Genomic DNA, 15,779 nt, shown 5'->3' with positions numbered 1-15,779 from the left:
GCACCATGTTGAAAATTGGCAATTCACATAAATTTCGCCTCTGCCGAGAGTATCCCGTCGAAGGATACTAGCCCGGGACGTAGACTGCTGTCGCGCGTCTGAACCCGGGCTTTGATCCTGCGGGATTGCGCGACCTCACCCTCCACAAGCAGTCTTTTTAAAACGCAGCTATTCGGCCGCGGTACGAGGCATATGAAATGAACACCACTGATTACACAAAGCCGTCCATCATCGTCCGGCAGACTGACCACGCTCGTCTGACCGCTCTTGCACTCGCGGCGCCGGGGCGCGACCTCGACGATGCCGAGAAGTTGCTTATCGAACTTGAGCGTGCTGATGTCGTAGAGGATGACCAGTTCCCCGCAGACGCAGTGGCGGTCGGATCGACGGTATCCTACCTGACGGAAGGCGGAGCCAGAAGGACGGTAACTCTTTGTTACCCCGGCCTCGCCGACATCGAACGCTCAATGGTCAGCGTGCTGACCCCGATTGGAGCTGCTCTTCTTGGTCTTTCTCCCGGACAGCAGATCGAGTGGAAGGGCCGTGACGGGCATTCACACAAGTTGACCGTCCTTGAGGTGATGGCCGACTTAACGGTCAACGCCTCTTAAGACCCTCATTCCGGATGATACGAGAACCCGTTTACAAATTGACGGCGACCGTCCGCATCCACCGAGTGACGAGGTCACAATTCAAACGTCGCGAGGTAATCGCGACTATTGCGATCCCAATCGATGCCAGAGAGCTTCATCTTCCACTCCCTTTGTTGGCCATCTGTCCCTGGATGACCCGGCAAGCTTCGATCCATGCATACCGCCTTGCGTTTCAACGTGAAATGAACATCACCTGAATATCTGAATGAGCTACTAGAAGCGCAATCGTTTCGGCACCCATCACCTCTTTCTCGAAGTTGTTCGAGGAGCAGGTGGCGGCTCAGATGGTTATGCTTGACTGATGTCACACATCCTGCAACGCCGTTGCCACGCCGAAAAACGAGGCGGATAAATGCCATGGACGATCCAGCGCCTAAAGTTCGCCCTTCCGGTGTTGAGATGGGCTGACCCCAAATGCTTTTTTGAAGCTCTGGGTGAAGGCACTTTGGGTTGCAAATCCCCACGCCTGAGAAATCTCCTTTACGGACCGATCCTTATTCCGATCGATCTCGTCGCGAGCTTTTTGAAGGCGCAGAGCAAGCTGATACTCACTTATTGTTTGTCCCACGCAGTTCAAAAAGGAATATTGCAAAGAACGAACACTGACCCCGCTCAGGCCCGCCAAGAGTTCAGGAGAGCTTCTAGCCGCTGGGTGCGCATGGATATAATCAATCGCTCGACGGACTTGTCGTGGAGCAATGACGGGCACAGGCGCCTCAAGTTTTTGCGTGTAGTTGTTCGGATAGTTTAGAAGAAAACTGTCAACGATCAGATTACCCATACTGGGAGACTGCTTATTCAATGACCTGGCAATTCCTTGTAACGGTGAACCGTTCAGCATTTGAACAAGAGCCGGAAGCCCTTCGAGTTTGCCATGATCCAGAGCGCGTTTGCTAAATTCGATCGGCTGAACCACAGGCCGATCGAGCAATATCGACATGCGTCTTGATAATAGAGCGTCTGAGATAACGACTGTTGAATGTTCGCTACCATCAAGGACATCCACGCTATCGGCGTGCCGGTAGCCAATGACCTGATTAGCCGCAATCGATAGCCTTTCACCCCGGAAGTCATATTCGGTCGCTCCCTTGCTCGCGAAATTAAACAGAACAGCGTCGAACATCGCAATGGGAGTAACGCGATACGAACCTATGGTCGCCGACCATTCGAAGAATACTTCATCGATTACGGCCAGTTGACCGGTGACCCCGTAGTTGTCGTGTGAGCCCAGTGGCATGACAGCGACGGGAGCATACGCCTCACTCAGATACTCTTCGACTTCCCCAATATCTCTCGACGAGATCTTGAGCTTTTTGTACAGCCCGTCCGACATTTCCCGCACATCCCAACACAGGTTGACGTGATAAAAAGCGCATTAGGTACCAACTCAAATCACCTGAAATGGCATCATATGTCCCTATAATAACCAACGGTGCGGCATCATTTAGATCTGGGAATCAACCGAGGGTATTGCTCCATTTCGGTCGTAATCAGTCATGCTTGCAATCAGCCTCTGCGTTGCGGAAGACGTTCTCAATGTCTAGTGAACGGTTCAGAGGACATTTGTCCGGCACGCTGGCAATAGTCGCAAAAAAATTGCACCTCAGAAACACACCTGCACTTTACAGGTGGCTCATCGGCTTCACGCGCCTTTTGAGAGTGAGAGTTTTCGACTATTCTTAATTATAAACATTGGCGCCTTACCGGTCGCGGCTCTAAACCTCTAAAAAAGGTTCACGTCGAATGGCTTAGCCAAGGATTACGGCCTAAACGTCCGCGACATAAAGTGGTTTGGATACGGATTTGATACAGAGATGTCTGGATGAGCAATCAATTATTTCGGCCTCCAAGCTTTTAGCGGCGATGGAAAACCCGAAAAGGCTCGCAATACTGCGGATTCTCGTTGACGCCGAAATTCCGGTTGGTGAGCTGGCACACCGGGTTGGCCTCAGCCAATCAGCCTTGTCGCAACACCTCGCCAAGCTGCGCAATGCAAACGTCGTACAAACCCGCCGTGAAGCGCAGGTGATCTACTATTTCAGCCATTCCGATGCCGTGCGGCGTATTTTAGCTACTTTGGAAGCGATTTTCCGCGAGCAGCCGCCTGTGTCTCCGGCTGCTGCGCCAAGCGGGCGATAAATTCGCCCCGGCGCATGAAGCTGGTAACGTTATGGATGGCTTCACTGGATTGGACTGGCTGGCCAGTCAAGATTCCTCGCCGCTTTAGACTGTTTTCTTGATGTATTGTAAGCGGTTGTCCGACCGCATATTGTCCGCTGTCGCCTGATCTGTGATCGACACTCCATGGATGAGTGACAACGAGGATCTTGCAGGCATACGTCAGAGTTGCCTTAAGGTGTACTACGCTTATCGACTTACACGGTTACCGTGCTGCTTTCGGCGCTCTTTACGGAGACACACCCAACAAGAAACATCAGGACCACAATCCGCACCTCGGAACTCCGTGAGTCGCTCAGTTTGCTATTCCGTGGCTCTACACTCACTCCTGAAATACACCTCAGACAGCCGAAAGTTTCCTTTGTGTCGCCTGCACTGAGCAACGATATCGATACTCGCCTTCAAAAAAGCCACGATGTCGGCCCGGTCCAGGCCTGCGCCGCCCTGCGACTCCTTAACGAGCAGGACCAGTTGCTCAAAAGCCAATTCGGCCGAGTTCGCATGGACCGTGGTTATTGAGCCAGGATGGCCTGAATTCACGTTCCGGATATAATAAAAGGCCGTCCCATCGCGAAGCTCCTGAAGCAGAATCCTATCCGGCCGCATACGAAGACAGGATTCGAGAAGCTCTTTCGGTCCGGCACGCGAAAGCCCCTGCCCTCCTTTCGAGTAGAACAAGCGCACGTGGTTCGGTTGTGAGATAACGAGCTCGGGAGTGTCCTCGATTGAAATGACCCTCTCGTTTTCGGGAATATGCTTGATCAATGCTTTGGAAAGCGTCGTTTTCGCCGAACCTGTGGCGCCAGAAATAATGATGTTTTTTCGAGCGATGACGGCCTGCCGCAGGAAATCCTTAAAACGGCCGGCACGATATGTTTCGCACAGTTCCTCATCCTGCGCGGAGGAGGGGGTACTGGTCGCTGCGCACGCTGTCTGGAAAAATCCCTTTTCCTCCAGATCATCAAGACTGAAGTCGACCGAGGAAGGCTTGCGGATTGTCATGCTGACAGTGTCATTGATCGTCGCCGGGGGGATGACGATCTGGATTCGTTCGTTCCCGGGTAGCATCGCCGACAATATTGGACGCGTCTCATCAATCGACTGATGGGAAAAACTTGCGACTGCCCGGGCAAGACGCATGAGCTTTTCGAAGGTCAGCTCCGGCATTTCATAGGTCCGCCACCCACCGGGACCTTCCGTCAACACCTGCCCGGGCCGATTGACAATCACCTCTAGGAGAGACTTGTCCTGAAGGAATGTCGAAAACGGCTTCAACAGCTCGGTGACGACAGCCGATTCCTGCCTCTCTGACATTTCGCGCCCTATTTCGTTAGGAGCGTCGATCGTGGCGCGAAATCCCCCAGGACTGCACGATCGAAAACGCGGTTTCTGGGTTCGGTCACCCTAAGACCGTAGATGCCGGAAAAGTCGAGATCGCGAGCGACAAAGATCGAAACCGGTTCACCTTGGTGCTTATTGAGTGTCGGCGGGATATTGATGGACTGCTCGACCGCGATGGCGGCCGCCTGTTGACTGGCACTCGTTGTTTTTTGCGCGTCGACATCGCTGTCCTGCAGCCGACTGCTTGCATAGTTCGTCGCGTCCCCGACAATGGAAAGCAGAAGAGCGCTGCCGAACCGCTCCCACCAATGGGTGTCGACATGGCCGTCGACACCGGCACGACCAAGTGCGTCGGTTGCTGGTGATGCGAGAGTGACGATAACGCCCTTCGGCGTTTTCGCGCGATTCCAGAGAATGAACAGGCGCTTTTGCCCGCGTTGAAGCCCTCCACGATATTCGCCGACAACCTGCGTGCCCTTTTCCATCAAGACCACCCTGCCATTGTCAGAGAGAACATCGCGGTTGATCACACAAGTGGTAAATCCCGGCTGGTCGGATGCTAACGCGGTTTCAAGAACGCAGGGAATGGTCGTTCCCATCGCGACGATGAAATTGCGGTTTCCGAGTGTACCGGCCCTTGAGCCTTCAAGCCGCGTTGGCCGCAGCAGGCCATCGAAACGCTGCTGCTCATTGTTTTGCTGGTTCTGAACAGACATATTGTTGTCGAGTGGCACGAAATTGCTGTTGTCGGAAGGATAAGAGCTGTCGCCTTCCCTCAGCTCTTTCCGATTCCTCTGCCCTCCACTGAAGGCCATCACGGGCGCGCGGCGGGCGGAATCGAGCAGCTTGTCCTGCTCTTCAATGACCGGTTCGACGACAGGCGTTGGCAATTTTACTTCAGGGAGCGCCTGGCCCGGTTCAACTTTCTCTTTTGCGGCCTCGAAGGGGGTCGTCTGACGAATAACGATCCGTTCGGGCTGAAGATTTTCATCCCTTCCCTTCTTTCCCGTCGTCGACCAAAGCGCAAAGCTGACAAACGCGATGATCGCAATGGCAACAGCGCCGCGTTTCAAGAGAGGGCTGTTGTCGATGTGACGACTGGTGACGGTTTCGGCACGCTCTCCGGGGATGCGACCCTCGTCTTCCTGAGCCATGACTGTTCCCTTCCCTATCGCCCGGTAACGTCGCGCTTCACGACGCGCTCCACCGAAGGAGACGTTGTGTTGGTGTCAGGATTGATACCGACGCGGTCGTAGGCTTCGTTGAAGACGCAGAGCACATCCTTGCCCCGACGCAAGATGAACTTGCGGCTGATCGCGTGCACCATCACCAGATCTCCATCGACCGACTTCGGAACAAGGCTTTCGGAGCCGTCGGAGTTCTCCATATAGATCGCGGGCATTTCCTGGTTACCTACAAAGGCGAACGTTGTAATCTTGCCGTTGTCGTAGACGCTTTGCGGCTCCAGTGCCTGCGATCCCTGAGAAGAATAGCGCCAGTTTCGAGGGCCATAGGCTTCGTGAAGCGCGAGCACATTGTCGGCGTCCTTCGCCTGGGCCGCGAGAGCCCTTGACGCTGCCTGCTGGCGGCGAAGCTCGGCGTCATCGCCTGGATACCTGTACTTCACGTAGAAGTAGGTGTTTTGGCCAGCCTCTACGGAGCCATCGCGCGCCGTCAGTTCCATCTGGTAGCTGCGGGTCGAGCCATCCCTGCGCGTCGTAACCACGGAAATATTCGTCACCGGCTGGCTCTCGCGTGGCTTCAGGAACAGGATGTTGCCGGCCGGCGCAACTTCCCAGGCGACGCTATTGCCGAGCGCGACATGGGCGATTTCCTCGTCCGCCGCGAACTCGACCTGTACGGATGACCGCAGAGTGCCGACCACCCGCGTGATGTTGTAGGGTTGGTAGTTCACGAACCGGATACGACTGTCTTGCGAGGCACCTCGTGGTATCTCAAGCGCAAACGCCGGCGACATCGAAAGGGTCACGATGAGTGCAGGAATTCGAGGGATGCGCATCATCTCACCTCCTCCGGATCAGCGCGATACTCGCTGACGACGAAACCGAGCGGGTTTACGAGCCGGTCCGTCGAGGACATCGGAGCGTTCGCGTAGGAATAGGTGATCGACGCAACCCAATGGGTCGTTCGTACTTCCTCGCCACGCGTGATGGTTCTCATGTAGCGTACGGAAACGACATTCTGATTGATGAGGGAGATTGAAGCGATATCGATCCTTGCTGTAGCCCCGCGACCATAAGTATTCTGGGGCGATTGCGGGTTGCTGCCACGGTAGAGGGCCGCGAAACGCGTTTGCTCCGCTTGCGTCGACAAGAGGGCGATGGTGCGGAAATTTTCCTGTGCTTCACTCCAGACGTAACCCTCGCGGGCCCGGACATATTTTGCAGCGAAATATTTCGTCACCGCCTCATCGTAGGTGCCAGCCGTCGATGTCAGCGCTGACACGACGTCGACAATGCCGGTCGAATTGTCGACGCGCACCACAAAGGGTTCAACCGTCTTGAGGGGTGTGAGACACGCGACCGCGAAGACGGCTACAGCGGCGACAATGCCTGAAACTATGGCGATCGACCAGGCAATCCTGTTCGATCGCTCGACCTGGATCATCCGGTCCTGGTCGAAACGACGTGCTTTGTCGAAGTAGCTCTTGAGATTATCTGTCGTCACCATGTTTCATCCCTCACAGCGGCGATAGGAACCGTCGATGTCCAGATGCGCAAAAGCGGAAGTCTCGCTGGCCTCTTTAACGAAAGGTGTGAGGGACGTGGACGAACTCGTGTTGGATTGCTGCTGTTTCAGCTTGCTGCTGCCCTCCCAGTCCCACATCGAGCGGTTCAATGGGCGGCGCGAATAGCCGTCGCAGTTCGGCAATGGGTAGGTCATCGAAGCGCAGCCGACAAGCGTGGCTGAGAAGACGATCAACAGGGCAGGCTTAATCATTCAGCAGGCCTTTATCTAATGTTCTGGACTGGGTGTCATACGCCGGCATTTCTTGATCCGAAGGCGCGGCGAGCAAACCGAGCACCGCGACCGATCATCCGGCCGGTGTGGGAGGCTGCTCTGGCCAGCATGCCTTCATGCGCATCGCGTGCGGTCGTGTAACCATAGACCAGCGAGGCGCCGCCAGACGCCAGCGCCGATGCAATGCCAGGTAGCTGGTAGAATATGTACAGGGCAGCTATCCCGATGGCACAAAAAGCAATAGGGCGCATAAGGACGTCGCTGTAGCTGTCGATTGCGGTGAAGCTCGAGTCCAGGCAGGAGATCAAAAGCGAACCGACGGCAACGACAAGGACCTGAAGGATCACGAAGTTTGCGAGCTGCCCGATCCAGGACTCGGTAAAACGGCGCGTCGATTGAAACATGGCAAGCGCAATGAAAATCGGCCCGATCGCCAGGACGATCGCCAGCGCCAACCGTGCATAAAGGGAAACAACATAACCGATCCCCGCCACCAGAAAGCTGACGCCGATCACCATGATGCCGCCCACACCTGTGACGATGTCAATCGGCCAGGAAGCCCTGGTCCAGATATCGGTCGCAGAGGCCTGGCCCTTGTCGAGCAGACTGTCAAAGGTGCTGGCACTCGGCGCCGTACCTGCATTCAGCGCCTGAGCGATCTCGCGTGGCAAAACATCGAAGAAGATGTTTGTGACATAGGTCTGATATTCGCCGGCGTTCTTCACCAGCATCACTATGATCGCGAGCTTCATCGCGCGGAAGGCGAAGTCAAGGATAGGTTCCTGGACCGAGCCCCGAAGGATGAGATAGMCGTAGAGGACGACGTAGAGGGTCACTGCCACCGTCAACGGACCAGCGACCCATTCTGCTATGTTCGACGTCCCATCCGAGACGAAAGTCTCCAACGGCCGCTTGAACTGACCGTCGATAAACTCAAACACCTGGTACATTTGGTCAGCCTCCCAATGCCTTGCGCATGTTCTGGAGCCGGAGCTTAACCTCGGCCGCTTCCGCGTTCTGGCAATTGGGCGTCTGGCGCAATGCACCCGGGTTGTTGCGGCACTCGGTAATCGTACGGGACAGCAATTCGGTGTCGGCGACGAACTCGTCCACCGTATGAGTTCGCTCCGCCTCTTGCGAACAAGCCGACAAGAGCACCAGGGAAAGGACGATGAGGGTGCACTTCACTGCAGCGCCGCCTTCATATTGTCCATCCGTTGGCGCCAGTCCTCCGCCTTGCGCTGTTCGTCGACCTGGTTCTGCGCCTGCTGCACCATCCTCAGCCCCTCCATCCGCAGGACGTCGGTCTGAAGAAATGCCTGTTCGGCCTGCAGCCGAGCCTGCAGGTCGGCAATCTCTTTGGCGTCGCCAGCCGTGGAAATCTTTCCCCGCAGCTGATCAATCCCGTTGATGCGCTTGGTCGCGGCATCGTAGATTTGCTCACCAAGGCTCATTTGCCCGGCATTCTTGTTCTGAAGCCGGGACAATTCCTGAGCGTAGAAATCATCGGCGTCAGTGCGGTAGGTCGAGTTACCTTCCAGAAACCTTGAGGCGGAATCACCGAACACGCCGGTACCGTTGCCTTTGAGCAATCCCTCGATGGCAGCGAAGTCGGAGGGAAGCGCCTTGCGGATCGCCGGATCGTTGAGAACCTCGGCGACATCCGCCATATCGGTCAGCTTGTTGAGCGAGCCATAAAGCTGCCGAGCCTGGCCGATCTGCTCATTGAGCGCGTCGAGTTGCGACTTGAGCTGCGCGATGCTCTCGATCTGCTTGGCAATCGCAGCCTGATCGTTGACAGGAATCCCCTGCCCTGACGCGCCTTCAGCGGCAAGCATGAGCACCGCGCTGAGCAGTACGCCATGAAGTCGATAGGAAGTCATCAGCTAGCACTCCTTCGCTGTTGGAAAATGGGAAGCCAGTTCTCGACGTCGTCTCCAACCTCCGCGCGGATCGCGTCGAGAAGTTCGACATTGGCGGTCCGGCCGGAGAGGATGGCGAGCTCGTCATCGAAGCCGTTGAGATCGAGCTCGGCAACGACGCTGTTGTGTCCTTGCTTCAACACGAACCTCCGGCTTTCAACGGAAAGCTCGCGCGCTATCAATTCGTATTCGCGCTCGGTGAGCTTGAATCCATCGACATAGTCGGCATGGTTGCCGCGCGAGTTGGGCAGGAAGATCTGTGTCGGGCATTGCTCGATGATCGTGTGCGCGATTGGCGAGTTCAGCGCGTCGCGCGGGCTTTGCGTGGCAAACAGCATCAACCCATTTTGTTTGCGGATGGTCTTCAGCTTGTTTTGCGCAAGATCGCGGAACCCCTCGTCCTGTAGCGCCTTCCAGAATTCGTCGATGACGATGATGATCCGGCGGCCATCGATCATCTGCTCGACGCGATGGAAGAGATAGGCCATCAGCGGTGTGCGAATTTCCTCGTTGTCGAGGAAGTCGGTCATGTCGTAGCCGATGAACTTCCCTGATCCGCCGAAATCCCCAAATCCGATATCTTCGATGACATTGTCGAAGACCCAGCCGAGCGGCCCTCCCTCCTCCCACCGGCGGAGCCTCGCCGCGATACCTTCCGGATCCGTATTGTTGAGGAAAGCCCGCAGCGCCCCTATTGTCCGTCGCTCAGCGGGCAGGTCGGCAAGGCCGTCGATCGCGCCGGAGATGTCGCGAAGTTCGGTGACAGTCAGTTCCCGCGCCCCTGAACCCACAAGCTTGCCGATCCAGCGCGCCAGGAACACCTTGTTCTCCGGCGTCAGGTTGAGGGCCTTTAAGGGAGCGCAGCCGGTGGGGACCCCGTTCTTCAGCGGCAGGTAGGTGCCTCCGGCGGCGCGAACATAAAGGTCCGCGCCGCGATCCTTGTCGAAGAACACCACGTGCGGGTCGTGTTTCTCGAGCTGTGACAGCATGAAATTGACAATCACGGTTTTGCCCGCTCCCGACGGACCGCACATGAAGGTGTTGCCCAGATCGCCATAATGGAGATTGAAGTAGTAGGGCGAGCCTGAAGCGGTCTTGAGCAGGGCGACGGCGGGTCCCCACTCATTGCCGTCCTTCTGTCCGATCGGATAGGAATGGAACGGTGACAATGCTGCGAAATTCTTCGAGCTGATCGCGCCTGAGCGCGCGCGGTAACGAAAATTGCCCGGAAGTTGCGCCCACCATGCCGCTTCGAGACCAAGATCCTCGCGCGCAACGACAGCCCCGCCATTGGTCAGGCTGGCGCGAACCTTTGCCAGATTGTCGGTTAATTCCTTTAACGTGGTCGCAAAGACGGAGAGTGTCAGATGATGCTCGCCGATCACGAAGCGGTTGGACTCCAGGTCGTCCATCGCATCGTCAAGTTCATCGATTTGCGAAGCCGCCTTGTCGCCGCTGCTCACCAACTGGTTTTGCTTACGCCCCATGATGACGCGAGCGTCCGCCTTCGACACAAAGCAGAACGACTGTGAGAGAATGAGCTCAAACGGACTATTTAGAACTCCGTCCAGCATGCCTGTCCTGGTGCGGGCTGGATATTCCTTGAAGCTCAGCATGCCGGCAAAGCGGCTTTCTGCCTCATGCCGGATCTCGATCGTTTCCCGACCTATGATTACGCGATCAGAGTAAATTGCCGAGGCGACGCGACCTTCGGTAAGCGGCACACGCTCACGCCTCCCGCCGACGAGCTGGTGCAGCACCTCGCTCGGTTCAGAGAAGAGCATGCCTTGCTGTTCGTAAAGAGAAAGGACCCGTGGCTCAAAGCGCCTCAAGCCCGCCACTACGTTGACGACTTTGTCCTTAAGCTGTTTCAGAGCCTCTTCATCCAGCTCCATATCGAGTCGTTTTGACCGTCGAAGGTACGACAGCAGCTTCCCCGCCTTGTCTGCAGGGCCACGCGCTGGCGACCAAAGGACGGTCAGATAGAGATCGTTGCGGAAAAGGTGTTCGCGCGCCATGCGTTCCCGGTATTTCTCGTTGAGCGAGGCGGAGAATGGCGTTGCGAACGTTCCGCCCGGATAGTCGCTATCCCTGCGCCGAATGAGATGGGTCCAGATCGCGAGGCGCTCATCGGCAATATTTCGATAGAGCGTGTTGAGGTCGCGATGGAGCGCGTTGATGTCGAGCAGATCAGCAGTTTCGAACGATACGCCTGCGAGCGCGACCATGACCATGAGTGTCCGGGACTCGAGCGCGATTGTCGTCTCGTCGATGTGCCGCACGTAAGGGATAAAAGCCTCTGGCGTGAGTTCGCGTGATCTAAGGGTGGCGATGTCAGGCAATTCCAATATCCCTTTCGTCGAAGCGGCGTGTCAGTCTCAGAGGGGAAAGTGTTGCCCCGCCCCAATAGGCACCGTTGCGTGAACGGCCGCGTGTCTCGACCCAGGCGAGCAGGATGCGGAACATGTTGTGATCGTGCTTGACGAGCGCTTTGAAGATGAGATGGAAAACGATGCCGACGAACGCGTAGGCGATAGATCCGGCGACGATGTAGAGGATCGTCGTGACCATGATGTTGAAGCCCATCGCCTCCATCGTGACACCGGCAATCATCGCGGGACGCGTACACGCGATGAAGAGTGTGTCTTCTTCGAGAACCGTTTGTCCGCCCACCATCTTCAGGCTCCGACGATGGTGTTGACGAGTTCGGTGGCGCCAAAGATGCCGCCAATTCCGATGATCCAGAAGCCCGCTCGCCTCAGGTCCATATAACCAAACATCCAGGCGATGCAGATGACGATGACCGCAATCACAGCGAGAAGCTTGGCAATGTTTCCCGTCAACATGTCGACGATGTTCTGCAGGACGGTTTCGATGCCGGCGGCTTGCGCGAAGGCGGGCTCAACCATCGTCACTACAATGGCGGCAGCCATGACGGACGAAGCGACGACGGGTCTGATCCGGGAACTGATTATCATTCACTCTGCTCCAATTCCAATTGATTGTCTTGAAACACCAGGACGGATGAACGGCTTCGGGTCTTGAAGACGTCCCACGCGGACGCCGCCGAGATCGCGTGTGCTTCCCCCGGAGTGTTTTCCGCCACCACTTCGGCAACGACGTCTGCTTGGGGAGAATTCGCCGACACGTTTGTCTGCAACCCTTTTCCCGTGTCGCCGATTGTAAATCGAGCCACTGTTGGTCCGAGCCGTTCGATTTCGCGGCGAACCTGATCGCCATAGTTGACCACGCCCCCGACCGACGGATCGTCACGTCCATAGCAGGATTGCAGCACCTGCTCGGCCCTGGGACTGTCAGCACCAACCTTCACCGAGAGGCAGCAATAGCCGTCGGATGGCGTCGCTGGAGCATTCAGGTTAAGGCAGCGAGCGAAAGCGGCTGGTATCGAGAGGTTCAATCTCCGCAGTTCTTCCGGCCCGACCCCGTCGGGACCAATGTGTATGTCATGGCATGTTGCCTCCGAGGATGCGGCGACTTCGATTGCATCGGCCTTGGTCGCAGGTTGCCGCCCGAGCGGTGCACGGCTGTTGATCCTGATGGTGAACGGAGCGAACCGGCTTTCGGGGCTGACCACACCCGCAAGAGCCTCCGATGCAACGAAGGGTGCGCAGGTCTGCGCAAGATCTGAGAAGACAACGGGCATGTCAGAACCACACCCTCTGCGTGCCGACGCCCTCAATCGTCACATCGACGTATCGAGGTTTCTCGCGGACCAGGGGTCGCGCCACGGTATTGGCCAGGCATTGGTATCGCCCGTCTACCCTTTGCCACCTCGGTGACGTGACAGAGCCTTTGTTCGGATCGCCACCGTCTCGATCTCGCCGGCAAAAACTGTCGCTCACGGCTTGCAGTGACTTGGAAATGCACGTCGCGTCACGTCCCCTGGGACCGTAGCCAGCAGATAAGCGGTAGCCGGCGTTGCAGTAATATGGTTCGTAAAGAGGGCGAGAGGTCTGAAAACCCACGCCCGCGCAAGTTGGAAACGAACGCCCTTTTGCCAACCACCTCCAAAGCTTCTCGACGGGCGGCCTGCATTCGCCATACTGGGTCGGACCGCCGGGATTGGATAAGCACAGGATAACCTGGCACCCCCATTCGTCGGCACGAGCGCTTCGCTCCGAAATGGTATAGAGTGAAACGAACCCTGACGCTGCTATGATCATTCGAAAGAAAAGGCCCTTCATGCCCCCTACCCTCCGTCTTCCTAAATGTCCGCCTCAACTGAACGGCGACTCGTCTCAATTATTTGACTATGCAAATAATAGATAGTTAAAACGATGGCAAGCAATTTAAGTGAAAGATGGCAGAGTCAGGCCTTGTCCGTATTTGCGGTGCGTGAAATCCTGGAGAAGCCGATCGATGGTGAATCGGCGCAGTCGCGCATCAAGCAGATCGGCATGATGAATATTCTCTATCTGATGCACCAGGCGCATCAGAAATTAACACTCTCAAATGTAATTGATATTACCGGAATGACGCGTGGTGGGGTGATCGAAACCATTGAACTCTTGGTCCGGCGGGGCATCCTTACAGAAACGCTTGGAAGAAACTCAATGGGACGAGGAACGGCTCGACAGTTTGAGTTTTCCCCGCAGGTTTTTGCCGCGCTTGGTGGTGCCGTGGCGACCGGAAATGCGTGATTTTACCAAGTATGTTTTATACAGTGTTTGATGTTGACGCCGTTTTAGATTAAAGGGTCGGCATGTGCCGTACCGCTCACCAGCATTGTCGCGGAAGATTTTCGCCGCCGATGCATACTGCCGAGTTCGTTCCAGGGGTCTATGCCTGGTACAGCAGCCTCGACTGACCCTCTGCCACAGCGATGGCGCGAGGCAGGCCATCAAGCATTTGGCTGGGGTGACTGATCAAGGCGATACGTCAATGCTGGATTTTTGTCGGGCCGACTGCGGAACGGATGGTCTGTAGCGAGGTTATTCTCTGACAGAAACAAGCAGGGTCGGTCATCTGGGCTCGAGCTGCTCACCAAGGAGATCAACATGAACCTTCCGCAGAACACGGTCGTTGCCGTTGCCGATGGCGAAAAGCTTAGCCTTTTTCGGAACGACGGAGATGCGGCGACTGTCAATCTGACTGCGTTGCCAGATCCGGCGATCGACAGCTCGAAGATCTCTTCCGGCGCCCGACATTCCAGTAGCTCGGCTAATCCCGACGATAGTCAGCAAGACGAAGACGGGTTTGGTGCGGGTGTTACGGATATGCTGAACAAGCAGGTGCTTGAGGGCAAGATCAAAAGTCTGGTGATTATCGCGGCACCGCGCACACTGGGCGAGATGCGCAAGGGCTACCATAAGTCGTTGTCGGACGTTCTTATTGGAGAACTGGATAAAGATCTGACTGGCCATTCTGTGCAGGATATCGAGAAAGCACTCACTATCGCTTAAATCCTGCATAAACGGCGTGATCGGCCCCGCCATCCCCGGCGGGGTTTTTGCTTGGCGCTCGTTGGGAATGTAGCGAATCGGCAACAATGTAGTGTTGCCAAATTTCGCTAGTTTGTTCCTGACAGGAACGACGCCGCGACTTTCTGCTTACGTCTTATTTTAGGAGATGGCGGGACTGATCTGAATAGCCGGTACGAGGCGCAAAGCTGACGTCACTCCCGAATTGGCCCAAAGGGGAAAAGAAAGTGGCATGCACTCCGACCGTGAGGGCGACGAGACCACAACTGCGCAAACGCGTCTGAGCGAGGGAACAAACCGGACGAAATCTCCGTTGCTCGTCATAATTGTTCATTTGGAGGCGTGTCATGAAACTCAAGTTGGCCCTAAGCATGATTCTGAGCGTTACCTTCATGGCAGCAGTTGCGGAAGCGCGGACTCAATGGCATCTTTACGGCACGGTTCCGGTGACGGGTGACTACGTACGTGAGATCGCCTATCGGTCAGCACTCGACAGATGCAGTTTTGAATCTTACCCATCATACCACCCCGTCGGTATTTATGCAGGTGCGTATGGCTCTCCCGAAATGCGCAGATGCATGTACCGTATGGGTTTCATCTTGGAAAATGGTGAGCCTCTCGCATACCCCGTGAGGAAGGCGAAGTACCTGTTAAGGTAACAAGACGCCAAAATATGTAAGATTGAAGCGTCTGACAATCACCGTTTCAATCACGATGAACTTGATACGTTTACGGCCCCGGTTCCTCATCAAAGAGGAGCCATTTTGGTTTGCCGAGTGAATCGCGTATTGAAATCCGGCTTCCGAATATCGACTTTCAGGATAACCTGGAGGTCGAAATGATCTACATTGTCATCGCGTTATGCGCGCTCGTCACAGCATTCTTTGCTTGCCGGTACTATGCCGCCAAGATTCTGCTTGTCGAACACGATATCGACAAAGCTATCGCACGGAAATTTGAGTCGAGTGGGAAGGCTATTGAGCTCGCGAAACTTCGAGAAGAAAACGCAGTGATGCGAAACCTTTTGCTCGACCTTCTGGAAAACGAAGTGGCTTTTCCGGTGCAGCAGGCAACGGTATCAGTCGACGACTTATTCAGGATGAAAGCAACCAAGATCCAAAGGTATCGCGAGATACTGGCCGAATCCCGGCACGTCTTGCAGCAGCGTGAGGCCAGTCGCGTTTCCGGGCTCTCCAGCTCACTTAAGAGTACCGAGCGCAGGATGTAAGGTTCAACACACACTCAGCGAAAAACCGAGCAAC

General features: G+C 55.8%; 19 protein-coding genes. 5 read left to right on the top strand and 14 right to left on the bottom strand.

Features of this window, described 5'->3' with window-relative positions; translation table 11 throughout:
• The first annotated feature begins 197 nt into the window (after positions 1-197).
• Positions 198-611, top strand: coding sequence for a nucleoside diphosphate kinase regulator (gene rnk / locus AC1DCP_RS04760; protein WP_003517236.1), 414 nt, complete (start codon positions 198-200; stop codon positions 609-611).
• A gap of 415 nt (positions 612-1,026) precedes the next feature.
• On the opposite strand, the gene AC1DCP_RS04755 is transcribed toward rnk, so the two are convergent.
• Positions 1,027-1,986 carry an AraC family transcriptional regulator gene (locus tag AC1DCP_RS04755; protein WP_013637417.1) on the bottom strand — a complete coding sequence of 320 codons (960 nt, stop codon included), beginning with the start codon at positions 1,984-1,986 and terminating at the stop codon, positions 1,027-1,029.
• Positions 1,987-2,471: 485 nt separating this feature from the next.
• Between AC1DCP_RS04755 and AC1DCP_RS04750 the strand changes: the two genes are divergently transcribed.
• Positions 2,472-2,792, top strand: a complete 321-nt coding sequence (locus tag AC1DCP_RS04750; protein WP_025591476.1) for an ArsR/SmtB family transcription factor — start codon at positions 2,472-2,474, stop codon at positions 2,790-2,792.
• Positions 2,793-3,134: 342 nt separating this feature from the next.
• Here the strand turns inward: AC1DCP_RS04750 and virB11 are convergent, their stop codons facing one another.
• From virB11 to AC1DCP_RS04685, 13 genes are read right to left on the bottom strand one after another with little or no spacing between them, the layout of a single operon-like run.
• Positions 3,135-4,145, bottom strand: coding sequence for a P-type DNA transfer ATPase VirB11 (gene virB11 / locus AC1DCP_RS04745; RefSeq protein WP_476774147.1), 1,011 nt, complete (start codon positions 4,143-4,145; stop codon positions 3,135-3,137).
• Between the two features lie 8 nt (positions 4,146-4,153).
• Positions 4,154-5,326, bottom strand: a complete 1,173-nt coding sequence (gene virB10 / locus AC1DCP_RS04740) for a type IV secretion system protein VirB10 (protein WP_476774146.1) — start codon at positions 5,324-5,326, stop codon at positions 4,154-4,156.
• Positions 5,327-5,340: 14 nt separating this feature from the next.
• Positions 5,341-6,195: a P-type conjugative transfer protein VirB9 gene (virB9, locus tag AC1DCP_RS04735; RefSeq protein WP_162632387.1), complete on the bottom strand. Its 855-nt coding sequence runs from the start codon at positions 6,193-6,195 to the stop codon at positions 5,341-5,343.
• Complete coding sequence (locus AC1DCP_RS04730) at positions 6,192-6,863, bottom strand: VirB8 family type IV secretion system protein (RefSeq protein WP_003517248.1); 672 nt, start codon at positions 6,861-6,863, stop codon at positions 6,192-6,194. The genes virB9 and AC1DCP_RS04730 overlap by 4 nt, the downstream gene beginning before the upstream one ends.
• A gap of 3 nt (positions 6,864-6,866) precedes the next feature.
• Positions 6,867-7,133, bottom strand: a complete 267-nt coding sequence (locus tag AC1DCP_RS04725) for a hypothetical protein (RefSeq protein WP_065687583.1) — start codon at positions 7,131-7,133, stop codon at positions 6,867-6,869.
• A 35-nt stretch (positions 7,134-7,168) separates the two neighbouring features.
• On the bottom strand, positions 7,169-8,104 hold the full coding sequence (locus tag AC1DCP_RS04720; RefSeq protein WP_476774145.1) for a TrbL/VirB6 family protein: 936 nt from the start codon (positions 8,102-8,104) through the stop codon (positions 7,169-7,171).
• A gap of 4 nt (positions 8,105-8,108) precedes the next feature.
• A complete protein-coding gene (locus AC1DCP_RS04715; protein ID WP_003517253.1) occupies positions 8,109-8,342 on the bottom strand; it encodes an EexN family lipoprotein in 234 nt (77 codons plus the stop codon).
• Positions 8,339-9,037 carry a P-type DNA transfer protein VirB5 gene (virB5, locus tag AC1DCP_RS04710; protein ID WP_013637410.1) on the bottom strand — a complete coding sequence of 233 codons (699 nt, stop codon included), beginning with the start codon at positions 9,035-9,037 and terminating at the stop codon, positions 8,339-8,341. Before virB5 ends, AC1DCP_RS04715 begins: the two co-directional genes overlap by 4 nt.
• Positions 9,037-11,418, bottom strand: a complete 2,382-nt coding sequence (locus AC1DCP_RS04705; protein WP_025591464.1) for a VirB4 family type IV secretion/conjugal transfer ATPase — start codon at positions 11,416-11,418, stop codon at positions 9,037-9,039. Before AC1DCP_RS04705 ends, virB5 begins: the two co-directional genes overlap by 1 nt.
• Positions 11,411-11,752 (bottom strand): VirB3 family type IV secretion system protein, encoded by a 342-nt coding sequence (locus AC1DCP_RS04700; RefSeq protein WP_013637408.1) that lies wholly within the window; start codon positions 11,750-11,752, stop codon positions 11,411-11,413. The genes AC1DCP_RS04705 and AC1DCP_RS04700 overlap by 8 nt, the downstream gene beginning before the upstream one ends.
• A gap of 2 nt (positions 11,753-11,754) precedes the next feature.
• A complete protein-coding gene (locus AC1DCP_RS04695; protein WP_013637407.1) occupies positions 11,755-12,054 on the bottom strand; it encodes a TrbC/VirB2 family protein in 300 nt (99 codons plus the stop codon).
• Positions 12,051-12,740, bottom strand: a complete 690-nt coding sequence (locus AC1DCP_RS04690) for a lysozyme family protein (RefSeq protein ID WP_013637406.1) — start codon at positions 12,738-12,740, stop codon at positions 12,051-12,053. The genes AC1DCP_RS04695 and AC1DCP_RS04690 overlap by 4 nt, the downstream gene beginning before the upstream one ends.
• 1 nt (position 12,741) lies before the next feature.
• On the bottom strand, positions 12,742-13,281 hold the full coding sequence (locus tag AC1DCP_RS04685) for a hypothetical protein (RefSeq protein WP_013637405.1): 540 nt from the start codon (positions 13,279-13,281) through the stop codon (positions 12,742-12,744).
• A gap of 93 nt (positions 13,282-13,374) precedes the next feature.
• Here AC1DCP_RS04685 and AC1DCP_RS04680 point away from each other — a divergent pair, with 93 nt between their 5' ends.
• From AC1DCP_RS04680 to AC1DCP_RS04670, 3 genes are all read left to right on the top strand, one after another.
• Positions 13,375-13,737, top strand: coding sequence for a transcriptional regulator (locus AC1DCP_RS04680; RefSeq protein ID WP_080850397.1), 363 nt, complete (start codon positions 13,375-13,377; stop codon positions 13,735-13,737).
• 357 nt (positions 13,738-14,094) lie between these two features.
• Complete coding sequence (locus AC1DCP_RS04675) at positions 14,095-14,499, top strand: host attachment family protein (RefSeq protein ID WP_025591460.1); 405 nt, start codon at positions 14,095-14,097, stop codon at positions 14,497-14,499.
• 856 nt (positions 14,500-15,355) lie between these two features.
• Positions 15,356-15,745, top strand: coding sequence for a hypothetical protein (locus AC1DCP_RS04670; RefSeq protein ID WP_025591457.1), 390 nt, complete (start codon positions 15,356-15,358; stop codon positions 15,743-15,745).
• Positions 15,746-15,779 lie beyond the last annotated feature (34 nt).

The sequence above is a fragment of the Agrobacterium sp. 10T429 genome (genome assembly GCF_056393925.1).
This window is presented reverse-complemented; position numbering and strand designations above follow the sequence as displayed.